Source organism: Chryseobacterium proteolyticum, assembly GCF_046591535.1.
GTDB classification, from domain to species: Bacteria; Bacteroidota; Bacteroidia; order Flavobacteriales; family Weeksellaceae; genus Chryseobacterium; species Chryseobacterium proteolyticum.
Map to the genome: position 1 here is coordinate 159,235 of NZ_JBJLWK010000001.1, position 23,103 is coordinate 182,337.

Genomic DNA, 23,103 nt, shown 5'->3' on the forward strand with positions numbered 1-23,103 from the left:
ATCACCAAAATGAGACATAAAGAATCAAAAAGTATGAAAAGCCTATGAATAAAGGCTTTATATGTTAAAACTAAATGAACAAAATTAAATTTCTATGAAAAATGTGTCAACACAAAAAAAAAATTAAACACCTGTTCAGGGTCTTTGAGACTTTTAATCCTAACCTGAACAAATTTTCATCTACGGATCACATTCACTCTTCCAAAATATTGAATTTAATACGGCATTAATCATCTACCGCTAAATATTCTATAGAATACACTTTATGTGAGGCTATTTTAGAACAACCCAATGATTATAAGATCAGGTGGGTGGGATAGCTTGTTTCTATTTTAAAAAAACATATCAACATGGAAGATACTTCAAAAAATAATCTTCAGCTGGATAACCAGTTGAACAGGACAGATATTGCCGTTATTGGAATGTCATGCAGGTTTCCCGGAGCGGATAATTATCATGATTTTTGGAATAACCTTATCAATGGAACCTTCAGTGTAACGGAGATTCCGGAATCGCGTTGGGATTGGCGGGAATACTATGGTGATCCCGCGTCGGACATACCAAAAACTAATAGCAAATGGGGAGGATTTATCAATGATATGGATAAATTTGATCCTTTATTCTTTAATATATCCCCTAAAGAAGCTAAATATATTGACCCCCAGCACAGAGTCTTTTTAGAGGCAGCGTGGCATGCAGTGGAAGATGCAGGATACAGCACGGAGAGCCTGTCTGGCAAAAAAGTAGGAGTGTATGTTGGGGTTTCCAAAAATGATTACGCAGAAATGCTACAATCTACGCATCAGGAGATTAGCTCGTTCGTTTCTACTGGTACGGTACATTCTATTTTGGCTAACAGGGTTTCTTTTTTCCTTGATATCAGAGGGAAAAGTGAAGTGGTAGATACCGCTTGTTCCAGTTCTTTGGTGGCATTGCATAATGCTATCAGGGATATTCGTTCAGGAAATTGCGAATCTGCTCTGGTAGGTGGTGTGAATGCATTGATTACACCAACCATGTATTTGTCTCACGGGAAATCAGGGATGCTCTCCTCAGAAGGTAAATGCAAAACCTTTGATGAAAGTTCTGACGGATACGTACGTGGAGAAGGAGTAGGATGTATTTTCATAAAACCATTGTCTGCGGCAATAGCAGATAATGATCATATTATAGGTGTGATTAAAGGAACAGCAGTGAATCATAATGGCCGTTCCAATTCATTGACTTCCCCAAGCGTACGTGCACAGGCTGAAGTAGTAAATGCTGCTTTGGAAGATGCTGCTTTGGAAGCAGGAAATGTAAGCTATATTGAAGCACACGGTACGGCAACGCCATTGGGTGATCCTATTGAGATCAGTGCTTTGAAAAAAGTCTACAGTCAGTATGGAGCGGATGAAAATATCAATTGCACTTTAGGGGCACTAAAAACAAATATCGGTCACCTGGAAAGTGCTGCGGGTATAGCTGGGCTTATCAAAGTTTTGCTATGTATGCAGAATGGAAAAATTCCGGGGATATTGCATCATAAAAAGCTGAATCCATATATCGATTTAAAAGGAAGTCCTTTTGTTATTTCTACTGAAAATACAGAATGGAAGCCTTCTGAAAGCGGAATTCAAAGTGGAGCATTGACAGCCGGGGTAAGTTCTTTTGGAATGGGGGGAGTAAATGCACATGTTATTTTACAGGCGTATGATGGAGAACAAATCAGAAATACGGAGGAAAACGTAAGGAGTTATACCATCCCATTATCTGCAAGAACAGAAAAACAGTTAAAAGCATATGCTGAAAGAATTACAGATTTTATAAGAAAAAATGGGGCAGAATTACGCATACAAGATATTGCCTTTACCCTTCAAAACGGAAGAGATACAATGGCTGCTAAAGCTGTTTTCGTAGTTTCTGACGTAGAAGATCTTATTAAGCAGTTAGAAGAATATATTTCCACAGGAAAAATTAACAAAACCGAGACGGATGCTGAAAATCAACTGGCTGATGGTGTAAGAATTTCTTTACCGGGATATCCTTTTGAAAGAAGAAGATGCTGGATGGATGGAGCTTCTGTATCAGTGGCCACTTCAAATTCAGCAATTGTTCGGGAAGTGGGATCACCATTGATGCAGTTTTTAAACAAAGATCAGCAACAATGGGAATATGAAGCTCTTTTACAATCAACAAATTATTTTATTCGTGATCATGTAGTGCAAGGCGAATGCATGATGCCGGGAGTTGCTTATCTGGAAATTGCAAGATCGGTAGCAGAACAGGCTTGTGGACGTCCGGTTAATGAATTGAATGATGTATGCTGGATGCATTCAGTAAAAGTATATGAAGAGAATGTTCCTTTACAGATCAAACTTACACCAATAAATACAGGATTTTCATTTGAAATCACAACTACTGACGGGGTTCACTCCAATGGAAATGTCTCACTGAAAAGCAATACAACTTCCGCAGGATCTATTGACTTGCAAAAAATAAAACAACGTTGCTCCACTGTAAAAACAGCAGAAGAAATCTATCATGAATTCGCAAAAGAAGGTTTGGCTTACAAGGAAACTTTCCAAACCATCACAGAAGGCTTTTTTGCCTCTGATGAAGCAATATGCCTATTAAAACCTACCAAAAAAGAAAATCCGGTTTCCTCAAAAGTCTGGGAACCGTCTCTATTAGATGGGGTTTTTCAAACCGTAGTTGGATTATGCATCTGGGGTAATGTAGAAGCCCAACATCAGTTATTACCATTTTATTTAAAAGCGATCCGTTGTTATGGTAATCTGGCAGATGCTCATTATGCTTATGTCAAAAAATCAGATACATACCAGAATGGAAACAGGTTTTCATTTGATTTGTTTTTGTGTGATGAACATGGAAATGTGATCCTTGAATTTAATGAATTTGTGAAAAGAGCTTATAAATCAGGACCTGTAACCATTGAGGAAACTGTTGTACCGGTTATTGAGAGCTTACATTATACGGCTGATTGGTTAGAAAGACCATTAGGAATCCATGCAGAAAGACCTGCTTCTGTTATTATTTTTGATACGGATGCTTACTTATATGAAAAGATAAAGGGAGAATTACCATATACTACATCAGTTTTGGTATTGCCGGGGGATTCTTATGAGAAAAAGGATGAATATACTTATCAGCTTAATGTTACTGATGCGGAATCCTTTAAAAATCTGACTAAAGATCTTGCAGAAGACGGAATTGTTACAGATAACTGGATCTACAGATGGGGGATGAGCCGTGGTGAGCAGGTCGCTGAAAATATGCAGGATATTTATGCATTATTGTATCTGTCACAAGCTTTAATTACTGCTGAATATTCAGGACGCATTAAATTACTGTTTGCATACAATTATAATGATACAAAATCTGCTGCGATACAGCAAATGGCAGGTGGATTTGCGAGAACCTTGGCTTATGAGAATCCAAGAATTTCAATTCTAACACTGGGAATCAGTGAGGCAGATGTATCTTCTTATAAGGATATCATTGTGCAGGAGATGACGCATTATGTGATGGCTCCTCTCCTGGAAGTAATTTACCGTAACGGGCTAAGACAGGAAAGAACCGTTGTTCCGGTAAAACAACTGGACAATGCATCATCAGAACTGTTGTTAAAAGAAAACGGATGTTATATCATTACCGGTGGCACCGGTGGTTTAGGAATGGTATTCGCTGCTTATTTGGCGGAACACTATAAGGCCAATATTATATTAATAGGCCGAAGCTTAAAGAATGAAGCCATTGAAGAAAAGCTTCAGCAATTAAAACAACTTGGAGGAAATGCAGCATATTACAGAGCTAATGTGGCTGATAAAAGAGCACTTTCTGTGGCTATTTCCAAAATCAAAAAGAAATTTAAAACGATTAACGGAGTCATTCATGCAGCTGGTCTGATTGAAGACTCTTTTATCATCAATAAAAAAGCGGATTCATTTGAAAGAGTGATCACTCCAAAAGTATATGGAACGATCAATCTGGATGAATGCCTTCAGAATGAAACGCTTGATTTCTTTATCGTATTTTCTTCAATAGCTTCATTGATGCCTAATCAGGGACAATGTGACTATGCTTCTGCTAACAATTTCCTTGATCACATGATGGAAATCAGGAACAGAAGAGAAATAGAAAAAGGAAATCATGGAATCAGCCTGGCTATTAACTGGCCTTTATGGGAAAGCGGAGGAATTACCGTTTCCGATGAAGAAAGAGAGCATTTATGGCAGGTATTCGGAATGAAACCGATGCTTAATGAAGATGCCTTAAAAGGTTTTGTAAAATTATTAAGCACAGACAATAACTCAATATCAGGTCAGGCGGTATTGATTGAAGGAATTGCAGCTAAAATAGAATCTCACCTAAGTGTCGAGCATGTATTTGATCAAGCCCATAGTGAAAAAAGAGACTCTGAAAAAGGCGATTTCTCTTCAGTACTTAGAAATATGATTGCTGATATTTTACCTAAAACTTCAGTAATAACAGATACAGACAGCTTCAATAAACTAGGTCTTGATTCTTCAGGACTGGTAAAGCTTTCTGCAAAATTGACTGAATATGTGGGAGCAACAATCAATCCTGTTTTATTGATTGAATACAATACCATCAAAAATCTTGCTGCTAATATTGCCAATGAGGTTCCATCTTTTGATCCTGAAAAGATCAGAGAATCTCTGCCAAACGACACTACAAAGAGCTATATAGCAACTCCTTCATTGGTAGATGCAGAACGATCAGACGTAAACAACTTACTGTTTAGAAAACGATACAGCAATGAAGAATTCTTCATGCAGGATCATGTGGTGGATGGAAAATACAATGTTCCGGGAGCCTGCTACATTGAAATGGGAAGACAGGCTGCCACATTGCTTGGAAAAAGGATCTGCAGTTTATCCAATAATTACTGGCCGGAAGTATTATCATCAGCAGGACCTGCAATCAATGCTTTTATTCAGATGGTACCAAAGGGTTCATTGTATGCTTACGAAATATTTAGTGAAGATACCAATGGTCGAAAAACAGTACATGCAATGGGTGATGTCAACATGGAAACATCCATTGAACCGGGCGAACTGGGAACTTTTGATATTCAGGCAGCTCAAGAAAAATTAAATATAAGTATAAGCAGGGAAACGGTTTATGAACAAATCATCGCTGAAGGATTACACGTAGGACCTTCTTTTATGCCGATGAAGGAACTGTGGACCAATAAAGAAGAAGCTCTAGGACACCTAATCTTGCCTTTACACGTGGCAGAAACATTGTCAGATTATATTTTACATCCGAGTATGCTTACAGGAGTATTCCAGACCGCTATTATTAATAATAAGCCTAATGGTTTGGAAAACTCCAAATACATTCCGGTGGCCATAGATGAGATTGTATTTACTGGTCAGATTCCTGCGGAGTGTTATGTACATACCATAGCTCACGAAGCTAACAAAACCAGAAGCGGCATCAGAAAATTTGATGCTCAGGTGATGGATATTGAAGGAAATATTATTGCCAAACTTAATGGGTTTTCAATCAAAGAAACAACCAATGCATCCATTACTGTAACTTCAACTCAATCAGTAGCCCCAAGAGTGAAAGCTGTTGAGAGTGGTGAACTTGCGATAGAGCGTATTGAAAGTCTTTTGAAAGCTTTGTTACACGAAGGAGTTGGTCTGGAAGAAGAGGAAATGGATGCTGAAACATCTTTTGAAGAACTGGGAATTAACTCCAGAATGATCATCGATCTGAATAGATTGTTAGCAAAAACCTTCGGAAACTTATCCAAAACCCTATTTTTTGAATACCGCAATATCAATGAGCTGGCAGGGTATTTTCAGAAAAAACATGTGGGTGTATTAAAAGATCTATTAGGTGAACCGGAAGAAATTGATTCAACACCGGAAAGGGTAGAAGAGATTGCTTCTGTTGAGCATTCAACAGAAAAAAGCACAAACAAAGACATTGCTATTGTTGGAGTGAGTGGAAAATATCCAAAATCGAATACGCTTTCTGATTTCTGGGATTTGATGAAAAAAGGAGACGACTGTATTGAAGAAATTCCGCAGGATCGTTTTGATTATAAGGGACATTTTGATGAAGATAGAGAAAATGGACTGTTATATGCCCGTTGGGGTGGTTTTATCAATGATGTTGATCAATTTGATCCATTATTTTTTAATATCTCACCAAGAGAAGCAGAGAAAATCGATCCTCAGGAAAGGTTATTTTTAGAGGTAGTCTGGTCTACGTTGGAAGATGCCGGAATTACCCGTGAGAAACTCACAGAACAATCTAAGAAAGTAGGTGTTTTCGTAGGTGCATTATGGCAGCCATACGTTAACCTTGGAATAGAAGAAACAGCCAAAGGAAATCCTGTCGCTCCAAGTGGCCTTTTATACAGTATTCCTAACAGAGTTTCTTACTTCTTTAACTGGACAGGGCCAAGTATGGCCATAGACACTGCTTGTTCTGCATCATTAACGGCTTTACATTATGCCTGTGAAAGCATCAGAAGCGGAGAATCGGAAAGCTGTATTGCCGGAGGTGTGAACTTATCATTGTCATTGAGCAAATATTTATTCCTGAGTCAGAATAATTTCTTAGCCAGTGACGGACGTTGCAGAAGCTTTGGTATTGGAGATGGTTATGTACCAGGTGAAGGGATCGGTGCAGTTTTGCTTAAACCTCTGGAAAAAGCAATTGCGGATGGTGACCAGATTTATGGGGTGATCAAAGGAACTACCGTTAATCATAATGGAAGAACCAATGGATATACCGTACCAAGTCCTAATTTACAAGGGGAATTGATTCAGTCTGCTTTGCAAAAGACCGGAATTGATCCACGCACCATATCGTATGTAGAAGCTCATGGAACAGGAACATCTTTAGGAGATCCTATTGAAATGACGGGACTTTGTAAAGCTTTTGATGAATATACAGATGATAAACAATTTTGTGCCATCGGTTCTGTAAAATCAAACATCGGGCATCTGGAAGCCGCAGCGGGTATTGCAGGACTGACAAAAATTCTGTTACAGTTTAAACACCAGCATTTAGTACCATCTATTCATTCTGCAACACTGAATCCGAATATCAGTTTTGAAGATACACCCTTCTATGTTCCTCAAAGTTTAGTGCCATGGAAAAGACCGTTGATCATTAATCAGAACGGACAATCTGAAGAATTGCCATTAAGAGCGATGTTAAGTTCTTTTGGTGCCGGGGGAAGCAATGCTCATCTTATTATCGAAGAATTCAGAATACCAGAACAGACTTCTAAAAATGAATTAGAACAGGATCCTGCGATCATTGTCTTATCAGCTAAAAATGAAGAACGCCTTCAGGAACAGGTGTTTAACTTAAAATATAGTTTAGAAAAAGATAACACCTTATCATTGGCGGATATCGCTTATACTTTACAAACAGGAAGAGAAGCCATGGAAAACCGGGTAGCCTTTGTTGTGAAGGATATTCCATCATTAATAGGTGTACTGGATGACTTTTTAAAAGATACAGATTCTCAAAAAACATATACAACAGGAACCTGTAAAATAGGAACTAAAGGAGAAGAAAAATCTACCGAAGTTCAGAATAGGATCAAGGCCGGGGATTGGACTGGAATTGCTGATCTATGGATACAAGGATTCTTATTCGACTGGAATTTGCTTTACGCTGGAAAACAACCTCGTAAGATCAGTCTGCCTACCTATCCTTTTGCAAGGGAACGCTACTGGCTTCCTAATGCTGAAGGAAAATTGAATCCAACAGGAAAAATTGTTGACAGAACATTACATCCACTGGTACACCAGAATACATCTGACCTTGATCAACAACAGTTCAGCAGTACTTTTAGTGGTGAAGAATCATTCTTAGCGGATCATCAGGTACGCCATAATAAAATCTTACCAGGAGTTGCTTATCTGGAGCTGGCAAGGGCTGCGGGTAAATTCAGTACCCATCAGCAAGTTACCCAACTTAAAGAAGTAAGCTGGATCAATCCTTTCTGGGTTCATCAATCAGAAACACTTCACATAGGATTACACCGTCAGGAAGATGTGGTTTATGAAATATACAGTGGCCATGAAGACACCCTGATTACTCATAATAGTGGAAGACTTTCCAATGTTTTAACGGCAGCTCCTGCAAAAATGAATATTCAGCAGCTTAAAAAAGGCTGTGTCAATGAAATCACAGGATCAGAATTGTATAACGCCTTTGATTTAGAAGGATTAAACCTAAAGAGTAGTTTTCAGCAGGTAGAGACCTTATATGTGGCAGAAGAATATGCTTTGTCAAAAATAAAATTGGTGAATAACGAAGGTTGCGTATATCCGCCTTGTATTATGGATAGCCTTCTTCATGCCATTTATGGTTTAATGGATTCTTACGCATTGGTACTGCCTTTTTATGCAGGAGAAATTAATTTCTATAAAGGACTTGAAGAAGCCCAGGAGCTTTGGGGTTATGCGGTGAGAAAAAAAGAAGGAGATAACGACAAGGTTGTAACTGCCGATTTTTATTTATTAAATGAAAACGGAGAAGCATTATTATCCTTTAAAGACTTTATCTTCCTGCCTTTGGGAAGCAAGGATTCCGATCATTCAGGAATAAAGACTTCTTCGAATGAAAAACGAAAAGTAGTGTATTATCAACAGGAATGGAAAGAAGAAGCCTTAAGCTCAGAACAACTTGAAACCGCCAATCAGATAATTCTTATTGCTGGTGGTGCCATAGATTTGTGCGATAAGCTTCAGGAAGAACTGGGACTGGAAGTTATATCCATCAACCAGGAAAAGCCAGTGGCTTTCTTCAATTTCGTATTATCTAAAATAAAAGAAAAAATAAAGGAGAAAGGGCGTACCCAAATTACGATCGTTTGTCAGAACAGTGATTACCCTGAGTATGGTTTTGTATCCGGATTGCTTAAAACAGCACATCTTGAGTATCCTGGAATTAAAGGTAAAGTACTTGCCGTGGATCATTTATCCGTTAAGAATTTGGGAGAACTTACTTCAATGATTGAAGCGGAGCAGCATAATAAAGATGTTGAAGTAGCCTATACTAATGGTGTAAGAACCGTGAAAAGATCAGTGTCTGTAACTTTTGATTCACAAAATACGGAAGGTATAACCTTTAAAAAAGGAGGAGTTTACCTTTTAACGGGTGGTGCAGGAGGCTTAGGTTTGAAGCTCGCAGAGCATATTTGCAGTAAAAATAATATTACACTGGTACTAACAGGCAGAAGTGTATGGTCTGAAACCATTAAGACTTTAGTGTCTAAAATACCTGGAGCTGTTTATCATCATTGTGATCTGAGCAACTTTGAAGAAACCCAGAAACTGGTACATCTTATTAATCAGGAATATGGTCCTTTAAATGGCGTGATTCACAGTGCAGGTGTCCTTAGAGATAGTTATATCATCAATAAAACATCTTTACAGGTGGATGAGGTTTTTGCAGCTAAAGTAGAGGGGACAAAAAACATTGATGAAGCGACCAAAGATCAGCCATTAGATTTTATGGTATTCTTCTCTTCCATAACAAGCATTAAAGGAAATGCCGGACAGGCGGATTATGCTGCTGCTAATGCTTATTTGAATACGTATGCGACTTACCGAAATACAGAAAGGAATAGTAAAAAAGCAAACGGTAAAACTTTAAGCATCTGCTGGACTTTATGGAAAGATGGCGGAATGCAGGTGAATGAAGAAGACATAAAGCATTTGGAAACACACCTGGGATCACTTTCACTTCCATCCGCAGATGGTATAAGGGCTTTTGATACTTTATTAAAAAATGGGAAAGGAGAAATTCTGGTTACCTATGAAAACACTCATGAAGATGTACAGATTTCTAAAATTAAGGTAGAAGATGCTCCAATAGCCCAAGTAGCTATTGGTCAATCTGAAATTTCAGAAAAAGTTTCAGGTAAAATTATCGAAACAGTAGCAGTGTTGTTAAAATTAAACTCTGCGGCTATTAAAAGAGACAAAGCATTTGGTGATTACGGTTTTGAGTCTGTTTCATTAACCAGATTTGCCCGCCAGTTAAATGCATTTTATGAGCTTAAATTATTACCCACTGTTTTTTATAATTATCCGACGATCAATGATCTGAAAGATTTTTTAATGGAAGAACATTATGCGTCAGTAACTCAAAAACACAGCTCATCTGTAGTTGTAAAATCAGAAGAGGTTCAACCTGCCACGATCATACACAAACGAGTTGCTTTCAATAATGAGGGACGTACCGCATTACCAAAAACAGCTGTGAATGTCATCAGTAACAATACTGATACAATACAAAAAGCAGTTGCTATTATTGGGATCAGTGGACGTTTCCCTGGGTCAGATGATTTAGATGCTTTCTGGAAAAATATCAGTCACAATAAAGATCTGATCACTGAAATTACCCCAGACCGATGGGATTGGAAAGCGTATTACGGAGATCCGTTAAAAGAAAAAAATAAGACCAAAGCTAAATGGGGCGGACTGATCTCCGACATTGATAAATTTGATCCTTTATTCTTTAACATCTCTCCGCGTGAAGCAGAACTGATGGATCCACAACAAAGAATCACTCTGGAGGCCGTATATCATGCTCTTGAAGATGCAGCAATTGCACCGGATAAGATCAAAGGAAGTGACACCAGTATTTTTATTGGAGTTTCCACATCCGACTATTCTATGTTAGTGAATAATCAGTCTGATTTAACCGGACAGGGACATTATGCAACCGGATCAGTACATTCTATCCTGGTCAACAGAATATCTTATTTATTAGATATTCGTGGGGCAAGCGAGCCTGTGGATACCGCTTGTTCTAGTTCACTGATTGCCATTCACCGTGCCGTAGCACACATCAGAAACGGAGATAGCAAAATGGCAATTGCCGGAGGGGTAAATGCACTTCTTTCTCCGGAATTGACTCTTTCATTCAGTGAATCTGGAATGCTAAGCGTAGATGGACGTTGTAAAACATTTGACGAAAGTGCTAATGGTTATGTACGTGGTGAAGGAGTAGGAGTGGTGATCTTAAAATCATTGGAACAGGCAGAAGCAGACGGAGATCATATTTACGGAATTATCCGTGGAAGCGCAGAAAACCATGGTGGAAAAGCCAATACACTAACTTCTCCAAACCCGAATGCTCAAAAAGAACTGTTGGTTAAAGCGTATAGCAGAGCAGGAGTTCATCCGGCAGATGTAAGCTATATAGAGGCTCATGGAACAGGAACTTCGCTGGGAGATCCCATTGAAATAGAAGGATTGAAACTTGCTTTTAATACTTTATATAAACAGAGAAATCAAACTCCGGCAGAAGTTGCCTATTGCAGTATTGGAAGTGTCAAAACAAATATTGGCCACCTGGAAGCTGCTGCAGGAATTGCAGGGGTAATGAAGGTCATCCTGGCGATGAAACATAAAACACTGCCTGGAAATCCTCATTTGATTCAGACCAACCCATATTTAAATCTGGATGGAAGTCCGTTCAGGTTGCAGCAAAATACAACCGACTGGAATGTTGCTGACAACAAACCAAGAATTGCGGGAATCAGTAGTTTTGGTTTTGGAGGAGCCAACGCTCATTTAATTATAGAAGAATATATTCCTACCAGAAAAGGAATTGTGGAAGGACAGCCTGCTGTTATTTTATTATCTGCAAAAAATGCAGACCGGTTAAAAGCTAAAGCATTGCAGTTGAAAACATTCTTGCAAGCTCATCCGGATACTGATTTACACGAACTGGCTTACACGTTGCAATCAGGGCGTGAAGCGATGGAAGAACGTCTTGCATGGATTGCAGAAAGCCAGGAAGATCTATTGACTCAGTTGGAGAACTACACCAATGGCAATAGCTTTGGATTCTATCAAGGAAATATCAATCAGGAGCAGATCGGCTTCCTTCTCGAGGGAACTGCAGGAAAAGCCTATGTGGAAACAGCTTTTAAAAATAATGAGATCAAAAGCCTTGCTCAGCTGTGGGTAAAAGGAATTGATGTTGATTGGAAACTATTGTACACAGATATGTTACCAAAACGCATCAGTCTCCCTGTTTATCCATTTGCAAGACAACGGTACTGGATCCCTGATTCTCCTAAAAGAATAGTGCATGCACCAATCACAGAAAATCATCTGCATCCTTTGTTACATACCGATGAATCTAATGGTAAGCAAAAACAATACGCGGCAGTATATGATGGAACTGAATCTTTCCTTTATGATCACATCGTAAATGATGAGAAAATACTTCCGGGAGTAGCCTATCTGGAAATAGCGAGAGCAGCAGGGGCTTTGAGCTCCCAAAAGCAAGTGGTAAAATTAAAAAATGTGAGTTGGCTGAACCCGCTAAAACTTGAAAATGGAATGGTCTCTATTGCCGTTACATTGGATCCAGAACCAACAGGTCTTAATTACAAAATTTATAATCAGAAAAATAGCCAGCTTCTTTATGGAAACGGTTTGATCATTACCGGTGAGGGAGAACCTCTCGGAAGATATGATCTGGAAATGATGAAAACGGCCTGCTCAAATGTTATTCCTGGAGCAGAAGTTTATCACAATTTCAAAGAAAACGGATTGAACCTTGGAAAGAGCTTCAGAGGAGTTGCCCAAATTAACGTAGGGGAGAATATCGCTTTATCAGAGATCCGTCTTGAAGAACTGGAAGGTTGCATGTATACACCGGGTATTATGGACAGTCTCTTGCATACTATTTACGGATTGGTTATTTCCGCAAAAGAAGCCTATTCATTGGAGTTACCCTATTTTGTAAAAGAAGTATATTTTTATGAGCCTATAACAGATGCTTCAGTATTGTGGGGCTATGCCAGAAAAAGTGAAAATTACAAAGACGGCGATCAGGTCGTTGCATACGATCTGGATCTCCTGAATAATGAAGGAGATGTATTGTTAAGCTTCAAAGATTTTGTGGCACTTCCCTTGGATGGTCTTGAAACTAAGGTACAGGAAGATACTCCTGACGAAACTGTTGAAAAATCGGTTGACGAACAAATAACAGCACCAGTTGAAGCAAGTTTGCTAAAGAAAAAAGCAACCGATAAGATCATCAGTATTGTTGCTGAATTAGTAAGAATGGAGCCTGCCGAAATTGAAAATGATAAAAAATTCGGAGATTATGGGTTTGATTCCATTTTATTAACCCGTTTCAACAATGAGCTCAACGGTTATTATGATCTGGATGTGATGCCAACGGTCTTTTATAATTATGCAACCATCAATAAACTGGCTGCATTTATGACAGAAGAATATACGGAGGCACTCACTGCATTGCACGGAGAATCTCCTGCTGCTCCAATAGTTAAACCGGTTGAAAAGCTCACGATAAAAAAGACCGCTTTTTCAACAACGGTGGCAACGCCTGTAAAGCAACCTGTAAAACAGTTCATTCCTCATCAACCAAAACCACAATCTGCCAATGAACCTATCGCTATTATTGGGATGAGTGGCCGTTTTCCGGGATCACCGGATCTGGATACTTTCTGGAAAAATATCAGTGAAAATAAAGACCTGATCACAGAAGTTCCTGCAGACCGATGGGATTGGGAAAAGTATGACGGAGATCCTCTAACGGAAAAGAATAAAACCCGATCCAAATGGGGAGGATTCCTTACCGATATCGATAAGTTTGATCCTGCATTTTTCAGTATTTCTCCAATGGAGGCTGAGCTAATGGATCCTCAACAACGTATTCTCATGGAGTCCGTATACGAGGCGCTGGAAGATGGTGGAATTGCCACAGAAAGCATTAAGGGGACCAATACCGGAATATTTATAGGAGTTTCTGCCTCTGACTATTTGATACGCCTTCGCCATGAAACCGATTTAGCGGGACAAATGCATACCACTACAGGCTCCGTACATTCCATGATGGTGAACAGGATTTCCTATTTACTGGATATCAATGGACCAAGTGAACCGGTAGATACGGCCTGTTCAAGTTCATTAATTGCCATCCACAGGGCTGTTGAAAATATCAGAAACGGTATGTGTAATATGGCCATTGCAGGAGGAGTGAATGCACTACTTTCTCCAGAGTTGACTCTTTCTTTCAGCCAATCAGGAATGTTGAGCAAAGACGGAAGATGTAAAACGTTTGACCAGAGTGCCAATGGATACGTAAGAGGAGAAGGAGTAGGAATTATTGTCCTTAAATCATTGAAACAGGCCATTGCAGATGGTGATCCTATTCATGCGGTAATCAGAAGTACCGCAGAAAACCATGGGGGAAGAGCGAACACCTTAACTTCACCTAATCCGATTGCACAAAGAGATCTTTTGCTTCATGCCTATCGCAGTGCCGGAATCGATCCGCGTGATGTGAGTTATATTGAAGCTCACGGCACCGGAACACCTCTTGGAGATCCGATAGAAGCAGAAGGACTGAAACTTGCATTTAAAGATTTATATAAAGATAAAGGACTTCAACAGCCTACAGAACCGCATTGCAGTATCGGAAGTGTAAAAACCAATATCGGACACCTGGAATCTGCAGCAGGTATTGCAAGTACTATTAAAGTACTACTGTGTATGAAACACAATACATTGCCAGGAAATCCACACTTAAAAAATCCTAATGAATACCTGAAATTAAACGGAAGTATCTTCCAGTTGCGAACAGAGACAGGTCCCTGGATCACATCCGATAACCGTCCTAAAATTGCGGGAATCAGCAGTTTCGGATTCGGAGGCGCCAATTCACATATTATCATTGAAGAATACCGACCTGATCAGACAACTCCTTATCAGGAAGACGGCCAGTCCATTATTATACTTTCTGCAAAAACTAAAGACAATCTGAAACAGCAGGTGAGTAACCTTTTAGATTTTGTTCAAAAAAATCCTGAAGCGAATCTTTTTGATATCGCCTATACCCTGCAAACGGGCAGGGATGAGATGGAAGAAAGACTGGCCTTGGTCGTAACCAATAAAATCGAATTGATGAGCAGACTGACAGATTATCTTTCAGGAAATTCAGAACATGGATTTACGGGAAATATAAAACAGGATAAAACGGGTTCGGGAAATGCCTATATCAGTATTGCCATTGACAATAAAGACCTCAATTCATTGGCAGGCTTATGGGTTAAAGGAGCATCTGTAGATTGGAACCTGCTATATATCAACGGACGTCCTTCGAAAATCAATTTACCTGTTTATCCGTTTACCAAAAACAGATACTGGATCCCTGTCAGTTCATTTCTGCTAAAAACAATGGCAAATACCAGAATTCATCCATTACTGCATATGAATGAATCGGATTTAAATGAACAAAAGTATACCAGTATTTTTACAGGTGAGGAAGTTTTCCTGAGCGATCATAAAGTAAGAAAGGAAAAGATATTGCCGGGAGTTGCTTATCTCGAACTGGCAAGAATTGCCGGAACATTGAGTACAGGCCAAAAGGTAACACAACTTAGAAATATCAGTTGGGTCAATCCGATTTCCATCGTGGATGACTATGCAAAGATTTCAACCGCGATTTATAGGGATGGTGATCAGCTTTGCTATGAGGTTTATAACGATGAAGAAGTGGTACATGGTAATGGTCAGATATCGACCGATAAGCTTATCCAGCCGGAAAAAATGGACATCAATGCTTTGAAGGCTAAAGCCGATAAGGTATTGGATGGGAAAGGAATGTACAATGAATTTTTGGCTGCAGGACTTGATCTCGGTGCTGCCTACCAGGGAGTTCAAAAGATGTATGCAGATGACCATGGTTGTTTAGCTAAAATTAATCTGACCAACCTAGAAGGCTTTATGTATACTCCTGGAATCCTTGACAGTATGCTCCATACCATTTATGGTTTCCAGCAACTCGCTGACGAAACGTATTCATTGGCACTTCCTTATTTTATGGGAGAGATGAGCTGCTACCAGACATTAGAAGGACAATCATTGTGGGCATATGCACGAAAAAATGACCAAACCAAATCAGAAGATAAGCTGGCAGCATACGATATTGATCTGATCAATGATCATGGTGTCGTTCTAGTAAGTTTCAGAAACTTTGTAGCCCTTCCGTTAGATGGTTTTAAACCCACAAAGTTAGTTAAAAAAGATACTGATACATTTATCTATCAGCCGGTTTGGGAAGAAATGGTTGCAAAAGACTCCTCCAAAGTACTTGAAACTGAGAAACAGTTCATTTGGCTTGCAGAAGGTACAGATTCATTGGCAGAAACATTAAAAGAAAGATTGGGAATTCCGGTACAGACCATTGCAATCGATCAGCCAATCGAATATTTTACTACAATACTTGAACAGCTTAAAAGCTACTTGACGAAAAATGCTTCAATGCATATCACAGTGGTTTACCCAAATCATCAGTATCCACAGGCAGGATTTATTACCGGGTTGTTAAAAACGGCAGTTCAGGAAAATCCTGGAGTTACCGGACAGACCATCGGTGTAGACAGCTTCGATCCTGATTTTCTGGCAGAATTACTGAAAAATGAAGTAAGTAAAAATGCTGAAATCCGTTATGATCAGGGTATTTTCAAAACAAAACAGTTCAGACCGGTAGTAAAAGATATTCTAGCGGTAGATCAAATGGCGATCCGTGAAAATGGAGTATACCTCATTACAGGTGGTGCCGGTGGTCTCGGACAGATTTTCGCGAAGCATATAAGCAAAACTAAAAATGTGAAAATTATCCTGACAGGTAGAAGAACTGCAGATCAGGAGATAGAAAAACTACTGTCTGAAATTCCGGGAACAGTATATTATTCATGTGATATTACAGATTATCAGGACACAGAGCGATTGCTTACAACCATCAAAGAAACCTATCAGGGATTGAATGGAATTATCCATAGTGCCGGAACGTTGAGAGATAGTTTTATTCTGAATAAAACCCAGGAACACTTGCAACAGGTGCTTCATCCTAAAATTACAGGAGCGAGGGTATTAGATGAAGTAACAAAAGACGAACCCCTTGATTTTATGATGTTCTTTTCATCCGTTGCAGCGGTGACAGGGAATGCAGGACAATCAGATTATGCGTCGGCCAACACCTATCTGGATCATTATGTGGAATACCGAAATGAAGCGGCTGCCAAAGGACAGAGGTCAGGAAAAACAATCAGTCTGAACTGGCCATTATGGAAATCCGGTGGAATGCAGGTAAGTGCAGCAGGAGAAAAATACCTTGAAAGTCAGTTTGGGATGATCCCAATGGCAACAGAAACTGGTCTTGAGATGTTCGATCTTATTCTGAAAGCTCAATCAGGACAATATGCGGTGTATTTTGGTAAAGAAGAAGGAATTTCCAGAACGACAGGTAATGCAGTTGCAAATACCACTCAAAAAAAATGTTTCAGTACTTAAAAGTACAAATGAAAACGTAGGTGGTTCAAAAACGGCAAAAGATAAGATCGTTAGAGAAGTGAGTGAAATTGTAGCAAAACTGCTTAAAATGGAGGTTTCGACGGTTGACCAGGAGACAGAATTTGGTGAATATGGTTTTGATTCCCTTTTAATGACCCAATTTACCAGTGCATTGAATAATTTCTATGATCTTAAATTAATGCCTACGGTATTTTATAACTATCCGGCTATTGGAATATTTTCAGAATTCCTGATCAAAGAATATCCAAACCTTGCAATAGAAAGTAAAAATGATTCAAGGGCTGTAACTCCAGCTCAGGATTCAACTCGATTTGATCAATTTTCCGGGCGTAAAAACAGAAAACATTCTTCACAATACAACAGCTCACCGGTAAAGGCAGCTCAAAAGCCAGCTGAAGAGGGAATTGCTATTATAGGGATCAGCGGACGTTTTCCAGGATCACCTGACATCAATACTTTCTGGGAGAGAATTAAAAATAATGAAGACCTGATCACAGAAATCCCTGAAGACCGATGGAGCTGGCAGGAATATTACGGAGATCCTCAAAAAGAAAGCCGCAAAACCAAAGCAAAATGGGGTGGATTTATCAGCGATATCGACAAATTTGATCCTTTATTTTTCAATATTTCGCCTAAAGAAGCTGCTTTAATGGATCCTCAGCAAAGAATTACCCTTGAAGCTGTATACCACGCTTTGGAAGATGCAGGAATAGCCACTTCCGCATTAAGAGGAACCAATACCGGAACCTTTATCGGAGTATCTGCGGTAGATTATTCCATGTTATTGAATAACGGAACCGATCTTACAAGTCTGGCACAGTTTTCCACAGGTGCCGCTCATTCGATATTGGTAAACAGAATTTCTTATCTATTGGATATTCATGGACCAAGTGAGCCGGTGGATACTGCGTGTTCAAGTGCATTAATTGCCATTCATCGAGGCGTAGAACACATCAGAAACGGACATTGCGATATGGCCATTGCAGGTGGAGTCAACGCCATACTGTCTCCGGAACTGACGCTTTCCTTCAGCAGTGCAGGGATGTTGAGCGAAGATGGAAGATGTAAAACTTTTGATCAGCGTGCCAATGGTTATGTCCGTGGAGAAGGAGTGGGAATTGTGATCCTCAAGTCTTTAAGCAAGGCTGTAGATGATGGTGATCATATCTACGGAGTGATCCGTGGAACGGCTGAAAACCATGGTGGAAGAGCTAATACGTTAACCTCTCCGAATCCCAATGCACAAAGAGATCTATTGGTAAAAGCATACCGAAATTCAGATATAGATCCACGTGATATCAGCTACATAGAAGCACATGGGACAGGAACAGCGCTGGGTGATCCTATAGAAATTGAAGGGCTTAAGCTTACATTCAATACATTATATGAGGATAAAGGACTTCAGCAAACGCAAAAAGCCTATTGCAGCATTGGTAGTGTAAAAACAAATGCCGGACATCTTGAGTCTGCAGCCGGAATGGCCGGATTAGCAAAAGTATTGATGGCCATGAAGCATAAAGTTTTACCTGGTAATCCGCACTTGCAAAATCCAAATGCCTATTTACAAATGGAAGATACCCCATTTCGTTTACAGAAAGAAACTACAGAATGGACGAGCGAAGGAAATAAGCCACGAATTGCCGGGATCAGCAGTTTCGGATTTGGAGGAGCCAATGCACATATCATTATTGAAGAATATCAGCCATCAAAAATGGCTCATAAAATAGAAGGCACTGCTATTATTCCATTATCAGCGAAAACGAAGGAGCAACTTCAACAACAGATCGTCAATCTTAAGAACTATCTGGAGCTGAATCCTCAGCTTGATATACATGATGTCGCTTATACTTTGCAAAATGGGCGTGAAAAGATGAAGGAAAAAGCGGTATTTATAGCAGCTAATACCAAAGATCTTATCAACCTTCTTTCTGAAAAAAGAGATCTGAATGTTCCTGTTTGCAAACCGGAAGAAAATAATAGAGCTTTAATTTCAACGGCAGAAAACTGGTTAAGCGGAGTATTAAAAGATTGGTCTGCTTGTTATCCGGGGCAGAAACCAGCTAAAATAAGTTTACCAGTGTATCCGTTTGCACGCAACCGTTATTGGATTCCGGAAGGAAAAAAGACAGTAGCCGTTTCTGCAAAAGAGCCAGATCAGGAACTATTTGAATATTCTTCAGAAAACATAACAATAGAAGAAAGAGCTGAACCTGCTGATGTAAAGACTAAAACAGCTCAGGATAACAGCTGGCTGATGGCAAAATTAATTCAGATCGCAGCAGCAACGATTGTGTTGCCTGAGGAAGATTTTGATACGACCACTCAGTTTAAAGACTATGGTTTTGATTCCATTATGGGTGTTGAACTGGTAAACAATATCAATTCCGAACTGAATATCACCATCAAGGCAACTGATTTATACAGTTATCCTAACATTAATGTAATGACGGATTATGTATTAAAAAATTTCTCTGAAGAATTGAAGGCTCCTGTTGAGGTTCATCAGTATGCTGTTGCGGATAAAATCATATTGACCGAAAAGAAAAGTCAGACAGTTGAAAATAAAACTTCAACGCATTCTGATTTCGCCGCTGAAATTGCGATTATAGGAATCAGTGGACAATTCGGAACAGCCAATGACCTGAATGAATACTGGAAAGTATTGGCTGAAGGGCAGTGTCTTATCAAAGAGATAAAGGATGAGAAATGGAGGAGAGATGATAACAATGTGGAAGGACAGAAAAGATGGGCAAGCTGTTTGGAAAATCCGGACTATTTTGATCCTTTATTCTTTAAACTTTCAGGGTCTGAAGCAGAAATGATGGATCCTATGCAGCGGTTATTCCTTGAACATAGCTGGAAAGCGATTGAAGATGCAGGAATTGACCCAGACTCTCTTTCATCTCTGAAATGCGGTGTATATGCAGGAGCAGGACACAGTGATTATATTGCTGGAACTGAAGGAACATTACCTTCGGCGCTTTGGGGAAATTCAAGTGCGATATTGGCCTCAAGAATTTCTTATTTCCTTAATTTAAAAGGACCTGCAATAGCCGTCAATACAGCTTGTTCAAGCTCTTTGGTTGCAATGGATCTTGGATTTAACAGTCTTCAAAGAGGCGATACAGATCTTGTTTTGGCGGGTGGTATCAATATTATCAATTCTGCCCATTCACATGATATGGCGGTAAGAGCGGGTATGCTGTCTGCAGATGGACGATGCTACACCTTTGATAGTAGAGCTAATGGCTTTGTGATGGGAGAAGGTGTTGGTGTTGTTGTTTTGAAAAGGCTGGCAGATGCAGAACGGGATAACGACCGTATTTATGGAGTGATCAAAGGAAGTCTGACCAACCAGGACGGAACAACCAATGGTATTACCGCTCCAAGTGTAGTATCTCAGGAAGAACTGGAGAAAGAAGTATATGACAGGTTTAATATCAATCCTGAAACCATCACCTACGTGGAAGCTCACGGAACAGGTACGGGATTAGGAGATCCGATAGAATTTGAAGCTTTAAATGCATCATTCAGAGCGTACACCAATCAACAGAATTTCTGCAGTCTGGGAAGCGTGAAAACAAATATAGGTCATGCTTTAGAAGCTGCCGGAGTGGCTAGTGTTTTAAAAGTACTTCTGGCAATGAAACATAAACAATTGCCGCCTAGCATTAATTATGAGAAGCCTAATGCGTTAATCAATTTTAAAGGGAGTCCATTTAAAATACAGGATACACTAACCGATTGGAATACACCGGCTAATACAAAAAGAAGAGCGGCCATCAGCAGCTTTGGTTTTAGTGGAACCAATGCGCACATGGTTATTGAAGAATACATCCCTCAGGAAAAGAAAGAGATTAAGCATAGCGGAGATGTATTGATTTTATTGTCAGCTAAAAGCAGAGAACAATTGATTGTACAGGCTGAACAGCTTGTTAAACATATTAAAAATGAACCGTTGATCAGCTTATATGATATTGCTTACACCTTGCAGGTCGGAAGATCAGCAATGGAAGAAAGATTGGCTATTCCAGCAAAAACAATTGAGGATCTGGTTGATCGACTTACTGATTTTACAATCGGAAAAGAAGGGCATTATTTTACTGGAAATATCAGACATTATAAAAAAGAAGTCAGCCGATCTTCCGAAGCATCTGCGATTCAAAATGCTTTAGCCAATAAATTCTGGACAGCTGTAGGAGAATATTGGGTAAAAGGATTTCCTGTAAAATGGAATGTATTATATCAGGAAACGAAGTGTAATAAAGTGAGTCTACCTCATTATCCTTTTGCAAGAGAAAGATATTGGCTGAAATCTGAACAGAAAATAGTTACAAGTTCTGCTATTGCACATCCATTATTGCATCAGAATAATTCCAGTCTAAAGAATTGTCTGTTTAGCAGTCTGCTGAATGGAAGTGAATCTTTTTTAAGAGATCATAAGGTCTTTGGAGAACAGGTTCTGCCTGGAGTCGCTTATCTTGAAATGGCCCGTGTAGCAGGTGAGATGGGTGCTGAGGTTTCAATAGCTCAATTAAGAGAAGTGAACTGGTTACAACCTGTAAAGGTTAATACTGAACCAGTACAACTTCATATTAATATTGAAACTTTAAATAATGAATGGACTTATAAAATCTATTCAGGTCCGGATGAGAAACAGTTGCATGGACAAGGAATAATGGGATCGGTTTCCAACGTAGTTCCTCAGATCAAAAACATCAATAAGTTACGAAATAGCTTTATTTCAAAAATGGATAAAGCAGCCTATTATGAATTGTTCAGATCTATTGGATTGGACTATGGAACAACCTTCCAGGGAGTTCAGGAGGTTTGGTATAATGAGGAGTCTGCATTATCAAGAATTGAGCTAACTCCCGAAGCTGGATTTACTTTATCCCCTGGAATGATGGATGGCGCATTACAAACCTGCATGGCGATCAGTCTTTCTGATCAAAGCCAGCAATTGATGTTGCCATTCAGTGTAAGGGAGATCAATATCTATAAGCCTTTATCACAAGAAATCTGGTGTTATGTGAGAAAAAACAGTTCAGGTAAACAATCCAGCAGTTATGAGATTGAAATGCTGAATCAGCAGGGTGAGGTTCTGATCAGTTTCACTGAGTTAGTGGTTTTAACATTAGAAAACAACAACAGTACATCTTCGGTGGCTCATGAGTATAAACGTCAGAATACGGAAACTTCAGAGAATGGCATTGGATTACATCTGTATGCTAATAAATGGCAGGAAGCAGGTGTAGAGGAATTCAATTCAAAAAGAACAAACTCATCAATTGCTCCTTTGGTATTTCTGGCGGGTGGTTCTGCAGTATTAGCCGAGAAGCTAGAAGAGAGCCTGGAATGTGAAGTAAAGATCATTCATGAAAATGCTCCGGAAGAAACTTTTATTCAGATTCTTGAAGAAATACAGCAAAGAAAACCTGTAGGGCAAATGATTCAATTGGTATATCCTGCCGGAGAAGAAATGGACTATAGTTTTCTTTCAGGATTATTGAAAACAGCAGTACAGGAAAGCTTAGTGTCCGCAGGAAAACTAATTGAAGTAGACAATCTGTCGATTAACGGATTGAATGAATTAGTGAGGATTTTACAAATTGAACAGGAAAATACCGATGCTGAAGTTCGATATCACCTTGGAAGAAGAGAAGTAAAAAAAACTGAAAGTTTTAAACATAAACGACAATCAAGAGGTAAAAACAGCCGCTAAAGA

General features: G+C 39.3%; 2 protein-coding genes. Both read left to right on the plus strand.

The genetic code is table 11. The features are described 5' to 3' along the window. Positions 1-350: 350 nt before the first annotated feature. Entirely contained in the window at positions 351-17,354 is a 17,004-nt protein-coding gene (locus ACJ5H0_RS00690; RefSeq protein ID WP_411246743.1) for an SDR family NAD(P)-dependent oxidoreductase, read from the plus strand. After that, positions 17,311-23,100: a beta-ketoacyl synthase N-terminal-like domain-containing protein gene (locus tag ACJ5H0_RS00695; RefSeq protein WP_411246744.1), complete on the plus strand. Its 5,790-nt coding sequence runs from the start codon at positions 17,311-17,313 to the stop codon at positions 23,098-23,100. Before ACJ5H0_RS00690 ends, ACJ5H0_RS00695 begins: the two co-directional genes overlap by 44 nt. Positions 23,101-23,103: the final 3 nt, after the last annotated feature.

What these genes read in the sequence shown, in the direction of transcription:
- ACJ5H0_RS00690 (WP_411246743.1), top strand. Translation starts at nt 351, where the DNA reads ATGGAAGATACTTCAAAAAATAATCTTCAGCTGGATAACCAGTTGAAC.
- ACJ5H0_RS00695 (WP_411246744.1), top strand. Translation starts at nt 17,311, where the DNA reads ATGCAGTTGCAAATACCACTCAAAAAAAATGTTTCAGTACTTAAAAGT.